The 21302-nt window shown below is 63.7% G+C and carries 16 protein-coding genes and 1 tRNA gene; 9 read left to right on the plus strand and 8 right to left on the minus strand.

Annotation, left to right across the window (positions count from 1 at the left end; all coding sequences use genetic code 11):
• Nucleotides 1–71: 71 nt before the first annotated feature.
• The gene (locus tag AUCHE_RS16975; RefSeq protein ID WP_006503276.1) at nucleotides 72–1799 is read left to right on the plus strand and encodes a hypothetical protein; all 1728 of its coding nucleotides are present in this window, start codon (nucleotides 72–74) and stop codon (nucleotides 1797–1799) included.
• A gap of 80 nt (nucleotides 1800–1879) precedes the next feature.
• Here AUCHE_RS16975 and AUCHE_RS17160 read toward each other — a convergent pair whose 3' ends face one another.
• Nucleotides 1880–2308 (minus strand): RDD family protein, encoded by a 429-nt coding sequence (locus tag AUCHE_RS17160; protein WP_040322168.1) that lies wholly within the window; start codon nucleotides 2306–2308, stop codon nucleotides 1880–1882.
• A 9-nt stretch (nucleotides 2309–2317) separates the two neighbouring features.
• On the opposite strand from AUCHE_RS17160, the gene AUCHE_RS17165 reads away from it, so the two are divergent.
• Complete coding sequence (locus AUCHE_RS17165) at nucleotides 2318–2602, plus strand: hypothetical protein (RefSeq protein WP_155889052.1); 285 nt, start codon at nucleotides 2318–2320, stop codon at nucleotides 2600–2602.
• Between the two features lie 573 nt (nucleotides 2603–3175).
• A tRNA-Arg gene (locus tag AUCHE_RS10475) sits at nucleotides 3176–3248 on the plus strand.
• 99 nt (nucleotides 3249–3347) lie between these two features.
• On the opposite strand, the gene AUCHE_RS10480 is transcribed toward AUCHE_RS10475, so the two are convergent.
• The 4 genes from AUCHE_RS10480 to AUCHE_RS10490 form a co-directional block, all read right to left on the minus strand.
• The gene (locus tag AUCHE_RS10480; RefSeq protein WP_006503278.1) at nucleotides 3348–3989 is read right to left on the minus strand and encodes an MFS transporter; all 642 of its coding nucleotides are present in this window, start codon (nucleotides 3987–3989) and stop codon (nucleotides 3348–3350) included.
• 10 nt (nucleotides 3990–3999) lie between these two features.
• Nucleotides 4000–5172 carry an MFS transporter gene (locus AUCHE_RS10485; protein ID WP_040322172.1) on the minus strand — a complete coding sequence of 391 codons (1173 nt, stop codon included), beginning with the start codon at nucleotides 5170–5172 and terminating at the stop codon, nucleotides 4000–4002.
• 494 nt (nucleotides 5173–5666) lie between these two features.
• Complete coding sequence (locus AUCHE_RS17775; protein WP_281242668.1) at nucleotides 5667–5801, minus strand: hypothetical protein; 135 nt, start codon at nucleotides 5799–5801, stop codon at nucleotides 5667–5669.
• A gap of 28 nt (nucleotides 5802–5829) precedes the next feature.
• On the minus strand, nucleotides 5830–10575 hold the full coding sequence (locus tag AUCHE_RS10490) for an RHS repeat-associated core domain-containing protein (protein ID WP_143115235.1): 4746 nt from the start codon (nucleotides 10573–10575) through the stop codon (nucleotides 5830–5832).
• 272 nt (nucleotides 10576–10847) lie between these two features.
• On the opposite strand from AUCHE_RS10490, the gene AUCHE_RS16980 reads away from it, so the two are divergent.
• The 4 genes from AUCHE_RS16980 to AUCHE_RS15735 all read left to right on the plus strand — a co-directional run bounded on the left by AUCHE_RS16980 (nucleotide 10848) and on the right by AUCHE_RS15735 (nucleotide 14473).
• Nucleotides 10848–10997, plus strand: coding sequence for a hypothetical protein (locus AUCHE_RS16980; RefSeq protein ID WP_162137247.1), 150 nt, complete (start codon nucleotides 10848–10850; stop codon nucleotides 10995–10997).
• A gap of 265 nt (nucleotides 10998–11262) precedes the next feature.
• Nucleotides 11263–11475, plus strand: coding sequence for a hypothetical protein (locus AUCHE_RS10495; RefSeq protein ID WP_006503281.1), 213 nt, complete (start codon nucleotides 11263–11265; stop codon nucleotides 11473–11475).
• A 196-nt stretch (nucleotides 11476–11671) separates the two neighbouring features.
• On the plus strand, nucleotides 11672–13390 hold the full coding sequence (locus tag AUCHE_RS10500; protein WP_006503282.1) for an LCP family protein: 1719 nt from the start codon (nucleotides 11672–11674) through the stop codon (nucleotides 13388–13390).
• A 207-nt stretch (nucleotides 13391–13597) separates the two neighbouring features.
• Nucleotides 13598–14473, plus strand: a complete 876-nt coding sequence (locus AUCHE_RS15735) for a LytR C-terminal domain-containing protein (protein ID WP_052024881.1) — start codon at nucleotides 13598–13600, stop codon at nucleotides 14471–14473.
• Nucleotides 14474–14485: 12 nt separating this feature from the next.
• Here the strand turns inward: AUCHE_RS15735 and AUCHE_RS10515 are convergent, their stop codons facing one another.
• Complete coding sequence (locus AUCHE_RS10515; protein WP_006503284.1) at nucleotides 14486–14917, minus strand: pyrimidine dimer DNA glycosylase/endonuclease V; 432 nt, start codon at nucleotides 14915–14917, stop codon at nucleotides 14486–14488.
• A 344-nt stretch (nucleotides 14918–15261) separates the two neighbouring features.
• Here AUCHE_RS10515 and AUCHE_RS10520 point away from each other — a divergent pair, with 344 nt between their 5' ends.
• Complete coding sequence (locus tag AUCHE_RS10520; protein WP_040322240.1) at nucleotides 15262–17082, plus strand: phosphoenolpyruvate carboxykinase (GTP); 1821 nt, start codon at nucleotides 15262–15264, stop codon at nucleotides 17080–17082.
• Between the two features lie 78 nt (nucleotides 17083–17160).
• On the opposite strand, the gene AUCHE_RS10525 is transcribed toward AUCHE_RS10520, so the two are convergent.
• The gene (locus AUCHE_RS10525) at nucleotides 17161–18255 is read right to left on the minus strand and encodes a hypothetical protein (RefSeq protein WP_162137248.1); all 1095 of its coding nucleotides are present in this window, start codon (nucleotides 18253–18255) and stop codon (nucleotides 17161–17163) included.
• An 88-nt stretch (nucleotides 18256–18343) separates the two neighbouring features.
• Nucleotides 18344–19474, minus strand: a complete 1131-nt coding sequence (locus AUCHE_RS10530) for a hypothetical protein (protein WP_006503287.1) — start codon at nucleotides 19472–19474, stop codon at nucleotides 18344–18346.
• A gap of 298 nt (nucleotides 19475–19772) precedes the next feature.
• Here AUCHE_RS10530 and AUCHE_RS17780 point away from each other — a divergent pair.
• Nucleotides 19773–21302, plus strand: a 1530-nt coding sequence (locus AUCHE_RS17780; RefSeq protein WP_006503288.1) for a hypothetical protein, incomplete at its 3' end; no start/stop codon positions are given.

Below are 21302 nucleotides of genomic sequence, written 5' to 3' on the forward strand. Positions count from 1 at the left end.
TCACGCACCGGATCGCCCGCCAGACGGGGAAGAACGAAAGGCGTCCGAGACGGCTCGCTAGGCTGACGGCCGTGAACCGGACCCAATCCCTCCGTCTTCTCTGGTGTGTCGTCGCCCTCATCGCCCTCGGTGGAGCAGTGGCCCGGCTCACCGGACTCGACATCCAGAACTATTGGATCGACGAGATCTTCAGCGTCCGCCAGACCGACAGCTCCCTCATCAAGGTGCTCCGCGTCGGCCGGACAGAAGTCCACCCGCCCACCTACGCCCTCCTCCTGCACGTGTGGGTGCTCCTCGGCGGCAACACCACCGCCTGGACCCACCTGCTGTCCGCGCTGATCTCCATCGGCGGCATCGCCGTCTCCTATCTGGCGTTGCGGCGTTCCACCCTGCCCGACGTCGCCCGCGCGCTCATCGTCATCGCCACCGCATGCAGCGGCTTCTCCCTCGCCTACGCCCAGGAGACCCGCGCCTACTCGCTGATCTGGCTGGCCGCCGTGGGCACCACCGCCACCACGCTGCTGATCGTCGAACAGCTCGCAGCCGCGAAGGCGCTGGCGAAAACAGCCGAGGCGACCCCCGCCGCCGAGAAGACAGAGGCGACCCCCGCCGCCGAGAAGACCCCCGCCACCGACCAGGCCTCTGCCGTCACAGACCCCGCCGTCGAGAGCACCGACCCGGCGAAAGCGGACCGCAAGATGTGGATCGCCTGGATCGTCTGGGGACTCCTCGGATCCGCCGGTCACATGTTCGGCGCGATCCTCGTCATCGGCGCCGCCGCCACCCTGCTGCTGATGTTCCACACGTCGTGGAAGAAAATCCTCATCGCCACCGGGATCGCCATCCTCCCCCAGGTCAGCTGGGTCGGCCTGGGCATGGCCATCACCCCGAAATTCGCCAATGGCGCGAAATGGGCCCCGGCGCCCGACGGTGAGAGCGTCGTCCAACTGTTCCTGAACACCTTCTCCTGGGGCCCGCTCACCCAGGTCGAGGACGGTTTCTACTTCCACGGGATGACCGGGGTCGCCATCTTCGGCGGCATCCTCGTGCTGGCGCTGCTGGCCCGCGCGGCCATGATCGTCACCAGCGGCGGAGCCCTCAACGCCCCGGCTAACCCCGACGCCGAACCCACCACCGAAGACTCCCTGAACTACGTCGTCATCGCCCTGGGCATCCTCACCACCGGCACGATCATCGCCGTCTACGGCGTCAGCCAGATCGAACACCTGTGGCTGCTGCGCAACATGATCGTCATCGCCCCGGCGCTCAGCTGGCTGGTGTGCCTGCTCGTCGTGCTGCTGGCACCGCGCGGAGCCATCCGGATGGTGTTCGCCTCGGCGGTCACCGTCGCCCTGGTCGCCTCCATGTTCAGCGCGACCGGCGCGCAACGCGTCCCGTACAAGACCGGGTTCCGTGACGCCGTCTACGACATCATGCGTTTCCGTCAGGCCCACCCGGACGGCTTCGTCCAACACAATGTCGACAGCTGGTGGCTCCTCGGCACCGACCACCCCCGGGACGACGCCTCGCTGAACAAGATCCTGCTGCCCGGGCAGCGCATCTCCCCCGGGCCCTTCCCGAAGAACATCGTGCGCACCGACCGGCCCACCCTCGTCGTCGGAATGCGTCTCCACCTGCGTGACAACGAGAAAAAGGGCCGTTACATCATGGACAGCCTCGGCGCCGACCGGTGCCGGCAGATCATGCACAAAGACGTCACCGTCATCTGGTGCGATGCACCCACCGCCGCCAATCCCAACCCGACGGCGAAACCGGCCCCGGACTGGCCACGCCCCTGAACATCGACGGTGTGAAAGACAACATGCCGGTGGGCCGCTCCTGATCGGAGCGGCCCACCGGCATTTCCGTCCCTACCGGGTCAGTTCTGCACGACGCACGCCTCAGCGGCCTGGTCGTGCCAGCCCCGCTTACGTCCGCTCGAATCGAACAGGATCGAAAGAGCACACGCGCAGAAGATCCAGTTGGTCAGAACGAGCACGAGCAGGCGCAGCACAGCCTTCCAGAAACCGATCGGCTGCCCGGTGGCGGCATGGATCACCCGAAGACCAAAGATCTGTTTGCCCCAGGAACCCCCGCGCACCCCGTCGAGATAGCCGAAATAGCAGTACGGAAGAAGCAGGCCGACGAACATCACCAACAGCGCGGCGATACCGCCGGCCGTTTTCCGGGCGCCTGCGGCGTCCGTCAGGGCAACCAGGAAGAAGACGAAAACCACCATCGCGATGAAGATGAACACGGTGTCGAGGATGTAGGCGAGCGTGCGCACCCCCGAGGTGGCCGCTTTCATCTGAGGCCCTTGCTGACCGTACTGGGAGTACCAGGTCGGGGCGCCCGCACCGTAGTTCGGCTGCGCCCAGACACCCTGCTGCGGTCCGGGCCCGGCCTGGTAGCCGTACTGCCCGTATTGCGGCTGGCCGTAGGGCGCCTGTGGCTGCTGGCCGGGCTGCGGAGCCGGTTGGCCGGGCTGCGGCTGGTGGCCGTACTGAGGCGGGGGCATCATCGGTGGCTGGCCGTATTGCGGCTGCGGCTGGCTGTACGGCGCCTGGGGCTGTTGGCCGGTCTGCGGAGCCGCCTGCCCTGACGCCCCCTGCTGGGAGCCTCCGTATCCGGGCTGCCCCCATCGCGGTTGTTCTTGCCCGGCAGAGGGTGTCCCCGTGTTCCCGGCGCCGGATTGTCCCGGTGTGGTCGGCCATGAGGCCACCGGACCGGACGCAGGCGGCTGCAGCCCCTCCGGGGTGTGCCGCGGCGGCTCTGTCGGTGTGCCGGTCATGGTCGTCCTTCCTGTTTGGTCGATGAAGTGCGAAACCCCTGGCTGAGGAGTCGCGCGATAGGTGCTTCCAGTATCAGACGCAAAAGCGGTCAACAGGTGCCCAGTCCCTGATCAAGAGAGCGAAATCCCCCGGGAGACCTGCCCTTTCATCCTCATTTTCATGAAAAATCAGATATCTGAAGATACGGGCTGGGCCTGCCCCGCCCAGGATCGCCGCCCCGGAGCTGGTGACACCGAAGGACATCCCATCCGTCGACGAGCCAGTTCCACACCGCGCAGGCTCCTCGACCTGCTTCATCAAGAGGTCGATGACCAGCGGATTCGCGCTAGCACCCTTCCGGTGGGTAACATCAATGCTCGTTCCCCGGTATCACCGAGGGACATGCGCCCGTAGCTCAACGGATAGAGCATCTGACTACGGATCAGAAGGTTAGGGGTTCGAATCCCTTCGGGCGCGCTCTGTGTTGAGACAGACATGAGGCCCTGATCAGCGGAAACGCTGGCCAGGGCCTTTTTGCTTTCTGCGCATCTCATCCACGATCAGTTATCCGGTCAGTTACTCGATCAGATATCCGCCCCCGCCCATCTTGCGAGAGTGTCCCTCGGCGAAGCCCCCGCTCCCGACCACCGGAGGTGGGTCAGCCCGCATCGGGCACCTTGCACCGCTGCTTTTACTCGCTTTTCGGCCGGCGGCGGCTCGGAAGCCCCACCAGGCCGCGAACAGCGCGCCCAACGCCGGACCGAAAACGGCACCCGAGTTACGGGCGGCGGACAAGGTGGTCAGGGTCCTGTTGCGTTTGTGTTCACCAGTGGCGCGGATCGCATACGCAGTGGCGGCCGGTATGAAGCCGGATGCCAGGCCGTTGAGGACTCGGGCCACGAAGAGCGCCTCTGCGTTCGGCACCAACGCGGTGACGACGTAGGTCAGCACCAGCAGCCCCGAGGCTCGCTGCATCATCAGACGATAGCCGTACTGATCCGCGAGCCGGCCCCAGAACGGACCCAACAAGGCACTCAGTGCGAACGAGATCGCCAAGGTAGGGCCGAGCAGAATCTGCGGTGCCCCTTCGAACGACTGAAAGAACAAAGGTATGAGGGGCAGGTTGATGAAGAAGCAGGAACTTGTCATGGCGACGGCTATGGGCAGAGCGGCGATGTGACCGGGGTGACGCTTTGTTGTCGTCATGTCTTGGGCCACATCGCTTCGTTCATGGGTTCTCCTGAATCGGTTGGTACGGAGAGCCCCCGGTTTTCTCACCTCGCGCATCTCGACGAACCCCGAGCGCGAAGCACAACACGCTGACGGTGACCCCCAACATGGCTCCCGCCCAATGAGCAGAACTCGCTCCCCATACGCCGACCAGTCCACCGGTCACGGCGGTCCCCATTGAAGAGCCGACATTCCCCAAAGTTGATATCCAGGTGCTCGCTTCCGTACGACAGTCAGGAGGCACCGCGTCATCCACGACCCGATAGATGATGATCCATATGGGAGCCATGAAGAGGCCGACAACAAAGAATCCAGGCATCGACCAATAGGACAGGCTCAACGCGGCACCCCCAGCCAACGCCACCCCGAAACCGCCGAAACACAGACCCAGGGCTCTGCGCCAATCACGGCCTTTCAGCCACATCCCCGCAGCCAAACTGCCGACGATAGAACCGACGCCGAGAGCTCCCTCGATGATTCCTGTCATATCCAAACGCTGCACAGCATCCGCTCGGGCTGCGATCCCCGTCACGCTGAACGAAGTCGTAACACCAAAAATGAGGGCTATCAGCGCCGGGAGCCGAAACCGACTCACGAGCTTGGCGCTCCCCAGGCCTCGCCCAGGATCTTCCTTACTTTCCTCTCGCACCGCACTCAGCGGACATACGGCTATGGCTACGCAACCGATGAACAAGAACAGGGGCAGAGCCGCCAAAGCCATCCAGGCCGGCCACAACGCCAACGCCATTCCCGCCCCTACCGGCCCCAGCAGCCATACGACTTCCTCTGCGGCACCGTCCAGGGCATAGGCGACATCCGTCTGATCAGCCGACGCCGCCCGCCATAGGGCACGCATCAACGGCCCCAGAGGAGGGGCGCATAGTCCCATCAGAGCCGCCAGGACGAGCCAGGCGATCACAGCGCCGCAGTTGGTGGCACCCAGCGCTAAGACGCAACCGCCCAAGCCAAGTTCTGCCCCGCCGAGGATCCGGAGGACCGGGGGGGCGCCGAGCCGATCAATCAGCCGCGCCTTGATCGGCATGCTCAACGAACTCACACTGAGCACACTCAGCGAAAGTGCCCCGACGGAGAAAGAGTCCGTAGCCTGACGAACTGAGAATAGGAAACATAAAGGCAGCGCAGCGAAGCCGAGCCTACCAATACACGCCACCAGAAAAGTAGACGCGAGACCCGTCTCATTCAGCAGTAGAAAATATCGCCTAAAGATAGTCTAGCCACCTAAGAAAGAATTCTTATAGCTGAAGAAGGACTAGCCATTACCTCAGAAGTAGGCACATAATCTCCGATTAATTGGCCAGGAACGATCCGGATAGCACCGAGCGAACCGCTTTGCCCGCACTGCGATCCACGCGCGCGACACTGTGGAGGGTACCGCCCGAAAAAACTACGAGGTGGTTCGGCGCTGGAAATACGAACCGGCACAAGGAATCTGCGACCCAGTCTAGATGGTCCCAGGCCGCCGCAGCGGCTCAAGAAACTGCTGCTGGAGCCTCGTGACAGCACAATCTACCGGGTTCGAATCTCTCCGGGCGCGCCCTGTATTAAGAAGACACAGGGCTCTGATCGACAGAAACGCTGATCAAGGCCTTTTTTTACTTACGACGCATCTCTCACCCGTGCCCAGTTGTCCGGCCAGTTACTCGATCAAACATTCAACCGCCCCCCAATCATCACACCCTTGAATGCATATTTTTCCAGGAACGGCCCTCGGGTGACTTTGAGAGCCGCAATGATCACCATCAAGCTGACAGCTGCGCTCACCGCCGTCACCATCGCCACTTGAGAGAGGGGCCGCTTTCAGAAGAAGTCAGTCTTCTTTACACGTGTAGTACGCGGCCGCTGTGAGCGCCAATGAAACCACTGCGCCAACGAAAATGCCTCCAAACCCTCCAAAAGCCGCACCCACTTTCGAACCTTCGCCCGCTATTTCTGCCACAGCCCACATCCCCAAACCTGCATCCACCCCTAAAAGATTCCACGCCATATTACATGCCAGACCTTTCGCAGACTCGCCTTGCATATCATTCTTATTACAGGCGTTCCCGGCAGCGTAGAGGTAGTTGTTCTTTTCCTTGCCAGAAGGGTCCGGTGTGGTGAACCGGCCAGTGGCCGGGTTGTACCAGCGGACGCCGAACCGGATCAGGCCGGTGGTCTTGTCCAGCAGGCCGCCGGCGTAGCGGTGAATGTTGTACCCAGCCAGAGTTCCGGTTTCAGTGGTGGCTCGGGGCAGGCCGTAGGGATCGTAGGAGTAAGAGCCGATCAGGGCGCCGGTACCTGAAGCCAGGCCGATGACGGTGCCGAGACGGTCGGTGAGGAACCAGGCCTGTCCTTCGGGTGCGAGATAGCCGATGTTCTGCCCCGAGGGGTGGGTGACATAACGGACCGTCTTGCCACCCACGTTCTGGCTGGACAGAGCCAACCCCAGGATGGAACGGTTGTAGGTGGATTTCGGCCCGGACAGCAGCTGGTTGTACATGCCGGGGTTAGCTCCCCCGTACCCGTAGGTCAGAGACTTACCCCCCACGGTCATGGACGTAGTGTTCCCAACCGAATCGGTGGACTGATGAGTGCGTGCCGGGAGCCCGCCTCCGGCCGGGGCTGAGGTTTCGTTGCCGTTCTTGTCGTAGGCGTAGGCACCGAAGGTGTTGTTGATCAGCATCGAGGCCTGGTTGTAGGTTGCGGTCTCATTCCCGCTCACGCCGGTATTCCCCGAGCGGCTCTGGGAAGTCCGGTTACCCATCGGATCGTAGGCATAGCTCCAGCTGGCAGGGGCCCCGCCGGTCTCGACCACGCCGGTCACCCGGTTCTGCGAGTCATAGGTGAACGTCTGCGAAGCGCTATTGGCCGGGCCCGGAGACATGGACGCTGCCCGAGTAGACCAGGACTGCATGTTGGTCTGATCAACCCCGGACTTGGAATAGCCGTACCCCTGCGAGGTGAAGAACGCCCCGGTGTTGTTGAGCTGGGACGAGATCGCGGTGATGCGACTGGATCCGTCGTAGCCGCGGGACTGGATGACGCCGCCGGGATAGACCCGGGCCGTCTCCAGCGCATTGTTGTCATAGGAGAACTTCACACAACCGGTCTGGGCTTGCCCTACCAGACTGCTCCCGGGCACCGTAGCGTGCTCTCGGCCCCACTGGCACGTAGCCCCATCCAGCGCAATCGAAGCGACCCGGCCGTGCCAGAAATACTTGTACGTCGTAACGGCGCCGGTGTCATCGGTGTACGTCGACAAGTTCCCATTCGCATCGTAGGAAGCCTTCGTGGTCTTCCCGGACACAGTCAGAGTGGTCTGTCGATTCTGCTTGTCATAGGTCATGCTCGCGCCGTCGTTACGGGTCTGGTTGCCGTCAGCGTCCCAGCCATAACTGGCCGACTTCGACCCGCCCACAGAAGTGACGTGGTCACGGTTGTCATAGGTGTACGTCAGCTTCTGCCCCTCGCCATCCGTGGCGGAAGTGACACGGCCGAACCCGTCATAGGTGAAGGTGCGATTCCCGAGCAGGTTTGCATCCGACCCCGCAGACTTGACCAGGTTCCCGGACCCGTCATAAGTGTTGGTGACCTTCCACCCCTGAGACTGCCCGGCCACGACCGGTTGCGTGGCGGTACACAGCTGGCCCTTCTTACCGCCGCACGCCGTATCCGAACCGGTGGCACCGCTGCTGGCTTGATAGGTGTAGGTCGTGGTGGCGGCGCCTTCGGTGCCCGAACCTGCCGTGGAGGAAGTCATATTTCCCACCGGGTCCCATGTCATACCGGTCTTGTTACCTGCGGCATCAGTGGCACAAGTGACCTTGTCACTACCGCCGGAGGCATCACTGCCGCACCCGGCTTGTGCACCGTAGGCCAAGGTGGACGTCGCCCCGGTGGGTAGCTTCACCTGAGAAGGGTTGTTATTGGTATCCCAGGAGAACGACACGATGTTGCCGCCGGCTCCGCCACTGCCCATAGCATCGGTGGTGGTAGCGATGTTGTTGTTCGCCGTGTATGTCTGCGACCGGACGTTGCCGTACGGATCTTTCACACTGGTGCGCTTCTTCGACCCATCCATGGTGTGGTACCAGTAGCCGCCGTTGGCGTCGATCTCAGTGGTCTGAGTGTCGGAACCGTAGATGAACCGCCACCTGTCCTGACCGCCACCATCACGATCACGGGAGACGCTGATGGCACGACCAGAATCGTCGTAGCCGATGCTCAACTTGGCCCCGCGGGCTGTGGTGACCGAACTCAACCGGCCACTGGCCTCATAGGAGTACCGAGTCGCGTTCTTATCTGCGTCGATACTTGAAGCCAGACGGCCGTTGCTGTCATAGGTATAGCTCGCCGAACGGGACTGCCCGTCAGAACCGGTCTGGGAAATCTTCGTGACCCGACCCCCACCGTAGGTGTACTGCACTTTCCGACCCGCACCATCCACGATCACATTCGTGGTGCCGTCATCGTTGTATCCGAACGCCAAACCGACACCATTGGCATCCCAGATACAGGCCAGCATGCCCGTGGTACCGAAGTCCATCGTGATTCGGCTGTTCTGTGCAGTCACCCGATAGGTCCCATCGGCATTCTTCACCAAGGTGGCGTTCAGGCCCGGATCGGCCTCGCCGTTGACCCACTTAGAGATGAACCCTGACGGGCCCACGAAGTACACCGTCGCCGCAGGGACATCTTCGACCAGTCGCACGTCAGAACCCAGCCCAGACTTCCAGGCTTGCCCGAATGCGCCCGTAGCCTTACTCAGCGAGTTGTACCAGCGATCCATCCGCAGCCCCACCCCGGGCGCATTACCTTTCAGATCGGTGTCCCGTACGATCACATTTCCGTTGGCGACATTGACCGCCAGCGACAGGTTCTCCCGGACCGCGAACTCTTCGATCGGGTACCAGGACTGCATACCCACGCCCGGAGCGGCGACATCTAAATCGGCCAGCGCAGGAATGTTGTCGTAGTCGTAGTCGAACGCCAGGATCGGAGCATTCAGATATCCGGTTGTGGGATCCAGCCACCGTTGCCACGAGGAGTTGCTCGCCTCGTTACTACCCTTCAACACGACTGTGGTCGTGGCTGCACCTGCAGCCTGCCTAGCTTTCACACCAGCCGTAACATCCCAAATACCCTGCAGCTTGCCGTTGCTGCAGTAACTAGGGTTGGTCTTACCCTTATACGTCCCATAGGACTCCGTCATATTCGTCGGCTGGGAGTTCCAGGTCACCGGCCGGCCGATCTCAGTGTTCAATACGTACGCGTTGTTACCCTCGTTCTCATCACACGTCGCCGAGAACGCTTGAAAAGCATTGAAAGTGGCAAAGGTGATGTTCTTACCCACTAGACGGTCGTTGCTGAACTCGAAGAACAACCGCTTCACATGTGTGCCGGAGAAATTGTTGAACCCAGCGGCTTCGTTCGTGCCCCACGAACTACCAGAAGAACCCGTGTAGTTCGCATACTCCTGATTCGGATATGCCGAATCGACCATGAACCAGCGAGTGTTCGCCAGATGCACCGTCGGATCCAAAGACACCGGGAAGACGGTGGCCTCACCGTCGAGTAGCTCCGTCGGTGCCGTCAACGTCAAAGTCGCCCCGTCCACCGCCAAACCCATCGGCTTCTGGACGTTACCCACCGCAGGAGCCGGATGCCCAGCCTTGCGGCCCGCTTCCGGGGCGGGCGCCATTTCCTCTGTTGGACGCGTCGAACGACCCGCTGCCTGTGCCGAGGTCTTCGCGTCCCATGCGATCGGCGCAGTACTGGCCAGAACCTCCGTACCAGCAGCGTTCTTGACCGTGTAGCCGTCCTTGTTTCCCGCCAGAGACCCGCCGGTCACCTCCGCATTCACCTTCCACGAACGCACCCGGGGGTCCTTCGCCGCCTGACGGTTCTTCACCACCAGCACCTGAGAGAACGTCGACGATGTCACCGTCAGCACCAAGTCCACACCCGGGTACACCTCCGGGTAGGTCAGCCGGGGACCATCGGCAGTCGGCTTCGGCAAAACCACCGGGAATGTATATGCCACGCTGACCCCATCACGGGTCAATGTCGCCATAGCCCCTGAACCACCGCCAGACAATGACATCCCGACCGGAGATACCTTCGGCGCCCAGCGCCCGTCCCCACCCTGCGTCAAGGTCGCGTCGACATTCTTCCACGCCCCGCCGACCTTGGCCCGCACCGGCGCTGCTGCGACCTCTTCTCGGATCGTCCCATCCGGACGTGCCCATGCCTGGACCGTCTCCGAGGTATACGTATCGATCAGCACCGGTTTGTTATCCCGCTGTGCCGCGTGCATTGCTGCTGCCACCGACGCCTGCTCCGGATTCAAACGCACCATCGACGTCGAGGCATACGAATTCTTGGGCCATGCCTTCGTATCAGCGCCTGGCGGAAATGGCTCAGCCAGCGGCATTCCAGTATCGGCCCCTTCCACCGCGCCAGGCGCCTCACCGGCCAGAGGAATCGAAGCCCACGCCGAGGGGCTTGTTCCGCCTAACCCAGAGACAACTAATGCTGCCGCAACAATCCACGAGACCACGCCACGCTGAGCCATCATGAGACCCTCGCACTTTGCCAGAACGCCTCTCACGGAAGCGCTAACGAACCCTGACAAGGCCCGTCGTCGGCCAGCCTGATCAGCAAAACTTCATGAAGTCAAGGACTCACCAAAGAATTGAGCAAAATTTTAATCACCCACCTATCAAACGCCAGTCTGCCACCGCCGCTGGTCACAGGAACAAAGGGGACCGCGGCACCCAAAACCATCATTCCCTGGGCCAGGAAACTGAGACACTGACGCCAACGAGTCCACGGAAGCAAGGAGTGGAGATGGTTCAGGAATCCTATGGCCGGCTGATGCGTTTTTGCCAATATATCGGTTTGATATCCGAAGATCCCCGTAACAAGAAACGTGACATAGTCCAAGGCGGGATCCTGGCAGGAATTGTCGCCGCGATCTTAGAAGTCGTGCGCCGCTAGCCCGGACCTTTCCTTCGGTGATGCTCTCGGCGCGGTATCGCCTGACCAGGGCGCCCGTTCTGGACACTTTGTCCACTCCGCAAGCTTCACCCCGGCACCCCAAAAAACTTGCTAATCAAGCACATCCGCCATGCCATCACGAGCCTCCGCCACATGGCGGCCCGACCCGCCCTCCGCAGCCGTGCTACAAAGGCAGGCGCCCGCACCGGGCGGCGAGCCCCACAACCCCCGCTCCCACCCGGCCACCCCGAGCAGAAGAGGCCTCGTGGCGTCACTCACCACCACAGAAGCGGCAGAACTGACCGGCGTGAAGACGGCCGTCTTCCGAGGACTCGTGATCTACGCCCGCAAAGACGGCGTCGAGCTGGAAAGCCCCCGCAACACCTGGCCGAACCCCCACACACCCCTGTACGACGAAGAACGCCTCCGCGCCTGGCTCGCCACCCGCGCCCGCCCACGCAAAGCACACGCAGGCTGACCTCAAGCGCCACGCCAGAACCCAGAACTCCCGACAGCAACCCCTCATCTACATCCAGGCGCGCTCTCCGCCTGGGCGATTCATTACACCCCAAGCCGCCACACAAAGCCGACACTTAGAACGAAACAGGCAAACAGTCGGCAGGTCCTGGGTGATGAAAACGCCCCGGCCCCTGCCCTCCCCCACAGGAGGGACCGTGGACGCGGCAGAGGACACCTCACGTCGACAGGCAGACGGAAACCAAGCACGACCCAGCCGAGAACCCACTCACCCGGCATCGACACCCCACGCCGAACGGCCCCAACCATCAGGCCCCGGCACCCCGCCACCACCCAGCCGGGGCGAGCGCTACCGCAGGCAACGCAAGAAACAGATCCTCCGGATCTTCACCTGGATCGCCGCCGCCGTCATGGTCGTCGTCCTCGTCCTCCTGGGCTACATCGGCGTCGAATACGTGAACCTCGACCGAGGGCTGAACCGCTCCGACGCGGTAAAAGACGCCCACGGTGGAGCCGTCCGCGAACCCACCGGAGACGTCAACATCCTCCTCATGGGGCTCGACAGCCGACTCGACCTGCGCGGCAAACCCCTCCCCAAAGACATCTACGACGCCATGCACACCGGCAACAGCACCATCGGCGGCATGAACACCAATGTGTTGATGCTGCTGCACCTCCCCGGAGGAGGACGCCCCGCCACCGTCATCCAGATCCCCCGAGACGACTTCGTCGACTTCCCCGGATGCCCCCGCAACAAATGCGACGGAAAAATCAAAGAATCCTACGACGTAGCCTTCCAAGCCCGGCAGGAAGAACTGCAGAAGATCTCCGGGATCAGCGACGAAGAAAAACACCGGCAGGCGCGAGACGCAGGCCGAGCACAATCGATCCGCACCGTCGAAGCCTTCCTGGGCAAAAGCGTCGTCGTCGACCACTTCATCGAAGTCACCATGGTCGCCTTCTACGAGATCGCGCAGGTCGTCCAACCCGTCACCGTCTGCCTGAAACAGGACACCAAGGACAACTACTCCGGCGCCGACTTCAAAGCCGGAAAACAACAGATCAGCGCCGAACAAGCGATGTCCTTCGTCCGGCAACGGCGCGACGCCCTCGGCGACACCGCCTTCTCCGACCTCGACCGGGAACGCCGCCAACAAGCCTTCATGGCCTCCCTCGCCCACCAACTCAAACAGAAAGACACCTTCGTCAACCCGTCCCGGCTCGACGGCCTCATCGACGTGGCGAAGAAGAACATCGCCGTCAGCGAAGGCCTCAGCCCCCTCGACCTCGCCCGACAGGCCAAACAGCTCACCGACGGAAAAGTCACCTTCTACACGCTGCCCGTCGTGGAATTCTTCACCGACAAGTACGGCAGCTCCGCGAACCGGGTCGACGTGCCCCGGATCCAAGCGACCGTCGCAGAACTGCTCTCCGCCGGCAAGAACGCCCCGGCCACGTCCTCCACCACCCCGACACCCAGACCAGCCGTCTCCGTGGTCAACGCCTCCGGCGTCTCCGGCGCAGCGAGCACACTGTCCGAAGCCCTGGCCGCAGCCGGATACCCCCGAGGCGGTGTCGGCAATGCACCCGCCATCCAAGTAGGCACCTTCGTCCAACACGCCCCGGGCGAAGCCGGAGCAGCCGCCGAACTCATCACCGTGCTCGGCCCGGACGCGACGCCCCTGGAATCCACCGAACTCCGCCCCGGAACCCTCCGGGTCACCCTCGGCACGAACTTCCGGATGCCACCGGCCCTGGGCGGGACAGGCTCCGCCAGGACGACGCCCACGGCCCCGGCCCCGTCGTCGGCGACCCCGCTGCCGCCGTCGACGGTCGGCACCGGAGCGAAGGACGAGGACACCTCGGCCACCACCCTGACCGCGCTCTCCGGAGGCGGGATCCCCTGTGTGAAATAACGTTCCGCACCGGCCTCCGACAGCTCCCCCAGGGGTGGAAACAAGAAGCGCATCCCCTTGTGCGAACCGACCCGTCCGCATGAGACAGTGTCCACTCGAACACAGCAAGGCTACGCTGCGGCAACAATCGAGTATCGACCGCGCGTACGGCTCGCTTCCGCTGGTCACACCTGAAAAAGTCGCTGTTGACCAGATTTCAGGCGACCGATGACCCAGGAGGTGGTCTTGGAACTGCGGGAGGTCTTGAGCGACCCGGAGAAGCGACGTATCGCAGGGATCATTGCCTTCGTGCTGACCCCCGGCATCATCGTCGGTCTAGGTATCTGGGGAACGTCATACGCGATCAGCAGCTCCTTCCCCGAGAAGCCGAGCTGCCAACCGACGAAGGTCCAAGGTCCGATCCAGAATTCCTTCGTGACCAATGTCGTCAACGCCAGCGACGCCGGCGGCGTGGCCACCGCGGTGTCCAAGGAGCTGCCCTTGCGTGACTTCCAGACCGGGGAAGTCGGCAATGACAACATCATCGAACGTGCCGGGAAGGTCAGCGGCGTCGGAGAGATCCGCTTCGGCCCGCAAGGCTTCGACCAGGCCCTGGTCACCCGCAAACTGTTGATGCCCGACGCGAAACTCATCAAGGACTTCCGAGAGGGCACCACCGTCGACCTGGTCATCGGCCCGGACTTCAAAGGGCTCGCGCCGCACGACGGGCCGCTGGTGCGCCGCACCGACGTCGTCGTCAACGTCTACAACACCACCTATTTCGAAGGCCTGGCCTCCCAGACCGCCGAAGGACTGGTCGGTTTCGGTTTCCGCCAGGGCAAGGTCGGGCTCGACCCGCAACGCTCCTGGATCACCGAGATCGCGGCGATCCGCTACGGACCCGATGCGGAGACGGCGGCGAAACTCCTCCAGGAAGCCGTCCCCGGCTCGACCCTCCAACTGGAGGCAGGCAAGCCCGGAACCTCGATCGACCTGCTGATCGGCATGAAATGGAAGGGACTCGGCCCGGCGGACAAACTCACCCCACAGGAGCCGAAGAAACCCCTCGGCCCCATCGAGGTCGAACGTCCCTGCCTGAAATGACTCAGAAGTGACTCACCCGGGCCGCTCCCACTCGGCGATCGGCCCGGGCACCACGTCGAACATCGGATGGGCCCGGGCCTCGGCGCCGGCCAGACCGGCCGCCCACTGAGGGTCGCGTGCCATGACCTTCGCCGACAGGTGCGCCCATTCGAAGGCGAGCTGACCGTCGGAGACCTCCATCCGCAGAGTCGGCGCGGCCGGGAGGACCACCCTGGTCCGGTCGAACCGGTAGTTGCGGGCGTCCGCGGCATCGGCCAGCCCGTGCAGCCAGGTCGCGATCCCGGCGACAGGGTCGTCCAAGGCCCGGAAACGATGCAACTGAGGGTGCGACCGGTAACCCTTCGTCCGGCCGAGCAGAACTTTCTGGGCGAGGAGACCCTCCCGCCACCCGGCGACCAGGGCGGCGCGGTCAAGCTGATCCGGGGACACACTCCACAAGCGCATGGTCCGTCAGCTTAGAGCCGGACGGCCGGCCCGACAGGGCCCCGCACCGAGCCGGATCCCACCGGACCGCCCCACCGCGCCACCCCGCCGGACCAGGTTTCGCACATGTCGGTCGCAGCGCCTGCTCCGGACGTTGGACACATGTGAGGCATTCCTCATCCAGGTACCCCCCTATCCCCCGTCAACTTCTGTTCGCTTGTAGCGTGTCCCTTAGAGCCCCGCGCGTTTTCGGGGTCGCGGTGGCGAGGACGCCGTCAGGTGGTCGTCAGCCCCTTCGACACGTTGGGGACAGCGAGTAGGACCTGCCCATGCGAGACCACCACACGAAGGGACGGCCGGACGCAATGACCGACACCACCACGCTTTCCACGCAGGGAGACACCACCCACCCCGGCCTCGCGGCCTGGGTTCGTGAGATCGCGGCGCTGACGCAGCCCGACAGCGTCGTCTGGATCAACGGTTCGGTCGAGGAGAACGAGCGCCTTTCCCAGGAACTCGTCGACGCCGGCACCTTCGTCAGACTCGACGAATCCAAGAAGAAACACTCCTTCTGGTGCGCCTCGAACCCCAGCGACGTGGCCCGCGTCGAAGACCGCACCTTCATCTGCTCGGAGAAGGAAGCGGACGCCGGGTTCACCAACAACTGGATGGCGCCCGCCGAGATGAAAGAGAAGATGACGGAGCTGTACCGCGGCTGCATGCGCGGACGCACCATGTACGTCATCCCCTTCGTGATGGGCCACCTGGAAGCCGACGAACCGAAATACGGTGTGGAAATCACCGACTCGGCCTATGTCGTGGTCAACATGCGGATCATGGCCCGCATCGGCGCCGCTGTCCTCGCCCAGATGGAACAGACCGACGCCGAATACGTGAAATGCCTGCACTCGGTCGGTGCGCCGCTCGCACCCGGCGAGCAGGACGTGCCCTGGCCGTGCAGCGACACGAAATACATCTCCCACTTCCCGGAGACCCGCGAAGTCTGGTCCTACGGTTCCGGCTACGGCGGTAACGCTCTGCTCGGGAAGAAGTGTTACGCCCTGCGTATCGCCTCCGCCATCGCCCACGACGAGGGCTGGATGGCCGAACACATGCTGATCCTCAAACTGACCAGCCCGGAAGGTAAGACGTACTACATCGCCGGTGCTTTCCCCAGCGCCTGCGGAAAGACCAACCTCGCCATGCTCGAACCCACCATCCCCGGCTGGAAAGCCGAGATGGTCGGCGACGACATCGCCTGGATGCGCTTCGGCAAGGACGGCCGCCTCTACGCCGTCAACCCCGAATACGGCCTGTTCGGCGTCGCACCCGGCACCGGCTACGGCACGAACGCCAACGCGATGAAGACCATCGAACAAGGCCACTCCGTGTTCACCAATGTCGCCCGCACCGACGACGGCGACATCTGGTGGGAAGGCATGACCGACGACAAACCCGCCCACCTCACCGACTGGAAGGGCCGCGACTGGACGCCTGACAGCCCGGAGAAGTCCTCGCACCCGAACTCGCGGTTCACCACCCCCGCGAAACAGTGCCCGATGATCGCCGACGAGTACGACGAACCCAACGGGGTGCCGATCGACGCGATCCTCTTCGGCGGACGCCGCGCCACCACCGTCCCGCTGGTCTACCAGTCCCGCGACTGGAACCACGGCACCTTCATCGGGTCGGTGCTCTCCTCGGAGACCACCGCCGCAGCGGCAGGTGCGGTGGGCGTGGTCCGCCGCGACCCGATGGCGATGCTGCCCTTCATCGGCTACAACGCCGGCGACTACGTGCACCACTGGATCGAGATGGGCCGCAAGGGCGGCGACAAGATGCCCGCCGTCTTCCAGGTCAACTGGTTCCGCAAGGACGACGACGGCAAATTCGTGTGGCCCGGATTCGGCGACAACATCCGCGTCCTCAAGTGGGTCGTCGACCGTCTCGAAGGCCGCGCCGAAGGCGTCGAGACCCCGGTCGGGCTCATGCCCAAACCCGAGGAACTCGACTGCACCGGGCTGTCGCTGACCCCGGAACAGGTCGCCACCGCCGTGGCCTACGACGAAGAAGGCTGGCGTCAGGAAGTCCCGATGATCGAGGAGTGGTACGCCAAGTTCGGCGACGCCCTGCCCACCGAGCTGCAGGCCGAACTCGACCGGTTGAAGAAGAACGTCGGCGCCTGACCGCCCACCGTTCCCCTCTGCCGAGGGTCGGGCGCCACGTCACGAGGCGCCCGACCCTCGGCCCCGTCCGACGGACCGCTACATCCAGGACGGGGTCAACAGGACGGCCTTGGTGGTGCCATCAGCCATCGTCAGGGTCGCCGCGATCTGACCATGATTGTTGAACTCGCGGGCCTGCAGACGGACGACATCGGCGGGTATACCTTTGACATCGATCTGTCGGACGATCCCCGCCTGCCAGATCGCCAGACGCCCCTCGACGGTGCCGAGAACCTCGTTCGCGGAATTGATGTCCAGCGCGGAGAAACCTTCCGTACCGGCCAGTGGTCTCGGTTTCCGATCGCGACCCCACACGGTCAGCTGCTTTTCACCATTTCTCAGGATCATGCCGCCATCCGGCGAGATCAGAAAGTTCCCTTTCCGCTCCCTGAGTGAATCACCGGCGGGCACCGGCAGCGCAGTCACCGCTTCTGTGATCTTCTCCGAGACGACAGGCAGGTAGGACGGGCCTTGTTCGTCCCAGCGCATGAGGTGACCGACCACTGTCCCGTCATCGGCAAGGGACTCCCCCCAGATGCTTTCCGTGGACTCGCGGCCTCCGATATGTCGGAAGTGAGGGCCGACGACATAGGTGCGACCCTGGAAAGCCCCGCCGTAGATGCTGATCTGGGCCAGAACGCTGCCGGCGGCGTTGACCGCGACCACCTGGACACTGCCGCTCATGACGCTGGCATCGCCGATCTCCTCGGCCGGGCTCGTCACCGAAGGCCAACGCGCCAACTGATAGCGACTTCTCGATCCGAGACCAGACAGGCAGATCAACTCGGCAGCTGCTGTCCCCCCGGCCCCGAAAGCGATCGGCGTCAGATTCCTAGGCGCACCGTCCATACACGTCGGCAAGGACAAGGCTCTCGCACCGGCGACCCCCGCCACATAGGCCCCACTGCCGTCGTCCAGCAGCCCTTCTCTTGCCGTCTCGACGGTCGAGTAGTCGGGTTTCACACCGACGAGCACCGAACCGTCATCGGCGACACCTGCGGCGAAGGTCGACCCCTTCACCGAGGCCAGTGTGGGCAGGACATCGATGCGGTAATCCGTCGCCCAAGAGGCAGCCCGCATCGTTCCCGGTGGCGCCGCCGGGGCGTCTGCGGCACCTGCGGAGGAAACCGGCACCGCTCCGGAGCAAAGGATCACAGCGCACGCGACGACCGTCGTACGCTGGAGGAAAAGACGACCAAACATCTCGGCACCCCCTTTTCCATCAACGAATCGGCGTCAACAAGACGGCGCGCTCGCGCCCGTCGGGGAGGGCGATCGTCCCGGAGATCTGGGTCGTCCGGTTGATCCGGGTCACGTCGATCAGTTTCGCCCCGGCCGGCACACCCCACACCTCGATCGGATGAATCCGCTGGTTCCGGATGAGAACCGGTACCTGCTGAGACATGGCGAGGACCGCCCCGGAAGGTGCCACGTCCTTCAACACGAACCCGGGGACTTTACCCACATTCTTGCCCCGGAGCATGGCGTCCCATACGACCATCTGGTCGTCGATCTGCCCGACGATACGCGCGCCGTCAGGTGTCGTCTGCACCTGGGCCGTCGCCACGGCATATGCGGAGCTGGGCAACTCGAGTTCCTGAGCCACCGCTGAGTTGCCGGGCGCGATGAAGAGGTGGACAAAACTGCGGTGGTTGAAATAGTCGTAATTCACGACCAGACCGACGGCGGTGCCGTCGTCGGCGAGGTCAGTTCCTTCGAGCTGTTGCCAACTCGGGTCGGCCGGCGTGAGCTTCCGAGCGTTCGGGCCGTCGATGACGGTGGTGTTGATGACGATCTCATAGGAAAAGCTCCGATTGGTCACCAAGGTGTCCCCGGCCGCATTCAACGCCTTCACACTCACTCCGGACGGGTACAGCCCGATGTCCACGGCCGGGGAAGTGGGCGTCTCCCAACGGACAGCAGCCGAATACGGTTTGTATTCCTGAGAAGCGACCCCGACGACCTTCTTACGTTCGTTCATTGCCGCGACCCGGACACCTGTGTTCCAGGACGGAGGCGACGCGAGCACCTTCGTACCGGTCTGCGCCCCGACCAGATAGCCAGCTCGAAGATCGTGGATCGACCCTGACCAGCTGATAGCGGCCAACAGTTCGCTGTCGTCGGTGAGATCGATCCCGTACGTGCCACGCGGTGCAGAGGCCAACTCCGGAAGAGGAACCGCCCGGTAACGGACAGCACCGCCTCGAGGCAACACCTGCATCCCGTCGTCGGCCCGGACGACATCCCCGGAAGCCGATGCAGACACCCCCGTCGACATCACACAGCAGACCGCAACCACCGAGAACAACCACCGCCGTCGGACCCGGGACGCCGAACACTTGACCTTGGACATGCCGATCCCACCCCTCCGAAAAAGGCCGGCACCGCCCCCGACACCGCTCCCACACGCCTCGGCACCCGCCGATGAGAACACCGTAGGCGCGGTATCCGATGTCAGTCCAGGGTCAATACGTCAACGGTCGGCACAGCGGCTGTCACGGCCGTTCTGGGCGTCCTGTACAGATGTCCTAGACCAATCAGAAGCAACCACAATCGGTCTCCGGCTCTCACCAGGGAAAAGATAAAAGCCCCGGGCGCATGTGATTCAGAGGCGGCTCCGGGGCGTTCGGCAGTCACGCTAACATCCGCATATGGATCAGGGCTACACCGCAGATTCCATCGGGATGGCAATATCACCCGCAAGGTTCGCACCCTTTCTCGAATGGACAGAAAACGACCCGGAGCGCGCACTCCGGCTGTACGAGTGGGCGACACGAGTCTCTTCTGCCGCATTCGAGACGATCTGCCTCACCGAGGCAGCCCTGCGACACGCCCTTGACCAGGCCCTCAGCACTCACTACCGCGACGACCTGCGCGGAATCCCCTGGTTCCTGTCCGGACCACCCATGGACGACGACGCCTACCGGCGGATCGAACAGACCCGGGCCCGACTGCGAAGAGTCGGAAAAGAGGACCGTCACCAGCTGTTGTCCGGTTTACCATTCCGATTCTGGACGAGCTTGCTCAACACGAAATATGAAGAACTGTGGCGGTCTTCACTCAGACATGCATTTCCCGGATCGGACGGCACACGCAAACAGGTAGCCCAGAAGCTCGACGCCGTACGCAAGTTCCGCAACTGCCTCACCCACCAAGAGCCCATCCTGAATCTAGACATCCCCTTCGAGATGCAGCGGGTCCACGAACTCGCCTCCTACCTCGGACCGGAGATCGCCGCCTGGATCGCCGAAGTCGACCGGACCGGACAGCTCTACGCCGACTGCCCCGAAGCCCCCCTGGACACAGTGGTGGTCGAAGCCCGCGACGCCTGGACACTGTACGAACAGGAACACGCCTACGTCTGCCAGGCCGGCCGATGGTTCGGCCCGGTCGACCGCATCGCGTTCTACACCGGCCGAGAGATCAAAGCCGACATCCCCCGGATCAGGTACCGCAAGGACAATGTCACCTGGACCGACAGCCACGCCGCACACCTGCTCGACTCCGAGGACCGCGACGAGAAACGCATCGGCCAGCTCATCCGCGCCTCCCGCGACAAAGGCTGGCGCGGCGGCAACTACCAGGTCTTCCTGCTGACCAGACCCGGCGAACGCGCCCACCGACGCCTGGACCACCCCATCCGGCACCGACCCGCCGGACGCAATGCGGCCTACACCCGCAAGCAGAAGTACGTCTCCCTGCACTCCCTGGAAACCGCGGACAGCACCGCCGACCTGACCCGCGCACCTGCCTGCCGGAAACCCCAGGCGGCGGCGCCGGCCGCTGCAGTCGCCCCGGCTCCCCCCGTCGAAGAACGAAATATCCCCGCCGAAACGCCCGCGCCGGTGAAGTCGCCGCCAGTGGAACAACCGGCACCGGTCGCCCCGGAAAGCACACCGGCCCCTGCCGAGACCCGGCCGAGCGAGACGACACCCCGGCACGCCCCGGAACCCTCCCGCCCCGACCCGGCTCCGGCTCCGGCTCCGGCTCCGGCTCCGGCTCCGGCTCCGGCTCCGGCTCCGGCCAAGCCTGCCGCGCCCCTCGAAACCCCGCAGTCCTCCCCGGTCACTCCCCTGCCGACATCCGCACCTCGACCGACGTCGTCCCCGCAGCCCTCCCGTCACACGGCACTGCCCTCGTACCTGCAACCCGCCCAACCGGCCGCCCAGTCGACGGCGATG

Origin of the sequence: Austwickia chelonae NBRC 105200, assembly GCF_000298175.1 — a bacterium.
GTDB lineage: Bacteria > Actinomycetota > Actinomycetes > Actinomycetales > Dermatophilaceae > Austwickia > Austwickia chelonae.

Excerpts from the sequence above, each read along its gene's own strand:
- AUCHE_RS15735 (WP_052024881.1), top strand. The coding sequence starts at position 13,598 with ATGACCCAGGAGGTGGTCTTGGAACTGCGGGAGGTCTTGAGCGACCCG.
- AUCHE_RS10530 (WP_006503287.1), bottom strand. The coding sequence starts at position 19,474 with ATGTCCAAGGTCAAGTGTTCGGCGTCCCGGGTCCGACGGCGGTGGTTG.
- AUCHE_RS10515 (WP_006503284.1), bottom strand. The coding sequence starts at position 14,917 with ATGCGCTTGTGGAGTGTGTCCCCGGATCAGCTTGACCGCGCCGCCCTG.
- AUCHE_RS10520 (WP_040322240.1), top strand. The coding sequence starts at position 15,262 with ATGACCGACACCACCACGCTTTCCACGCAGGGAGACACCACCCACCCC.
- AUCHE_RS10490 (WP_143115235.1), bottom strand. The coding sequence starts at position 10,575 with ATGATGGCTCAGCGTGGCGTGGTCTCGTGGATTGTTGCGGCAGCATTA.
- AUCHE_RS17160 (WP_040322168.1), bottom strand. The coding sequence starts at position 2,308 with ATGAAAGCGGCCACCTCGGGGGTGCGCACGCTCGCCTACATCCTCGAC.
- AUCHE_RS16980 (WP_162137247.1), top strand. The coding sequence starts at position 10,848 with ATGGTTCAGGAATCCTATGGCCGGCTGATGCGTTTTTGCCAATATATC.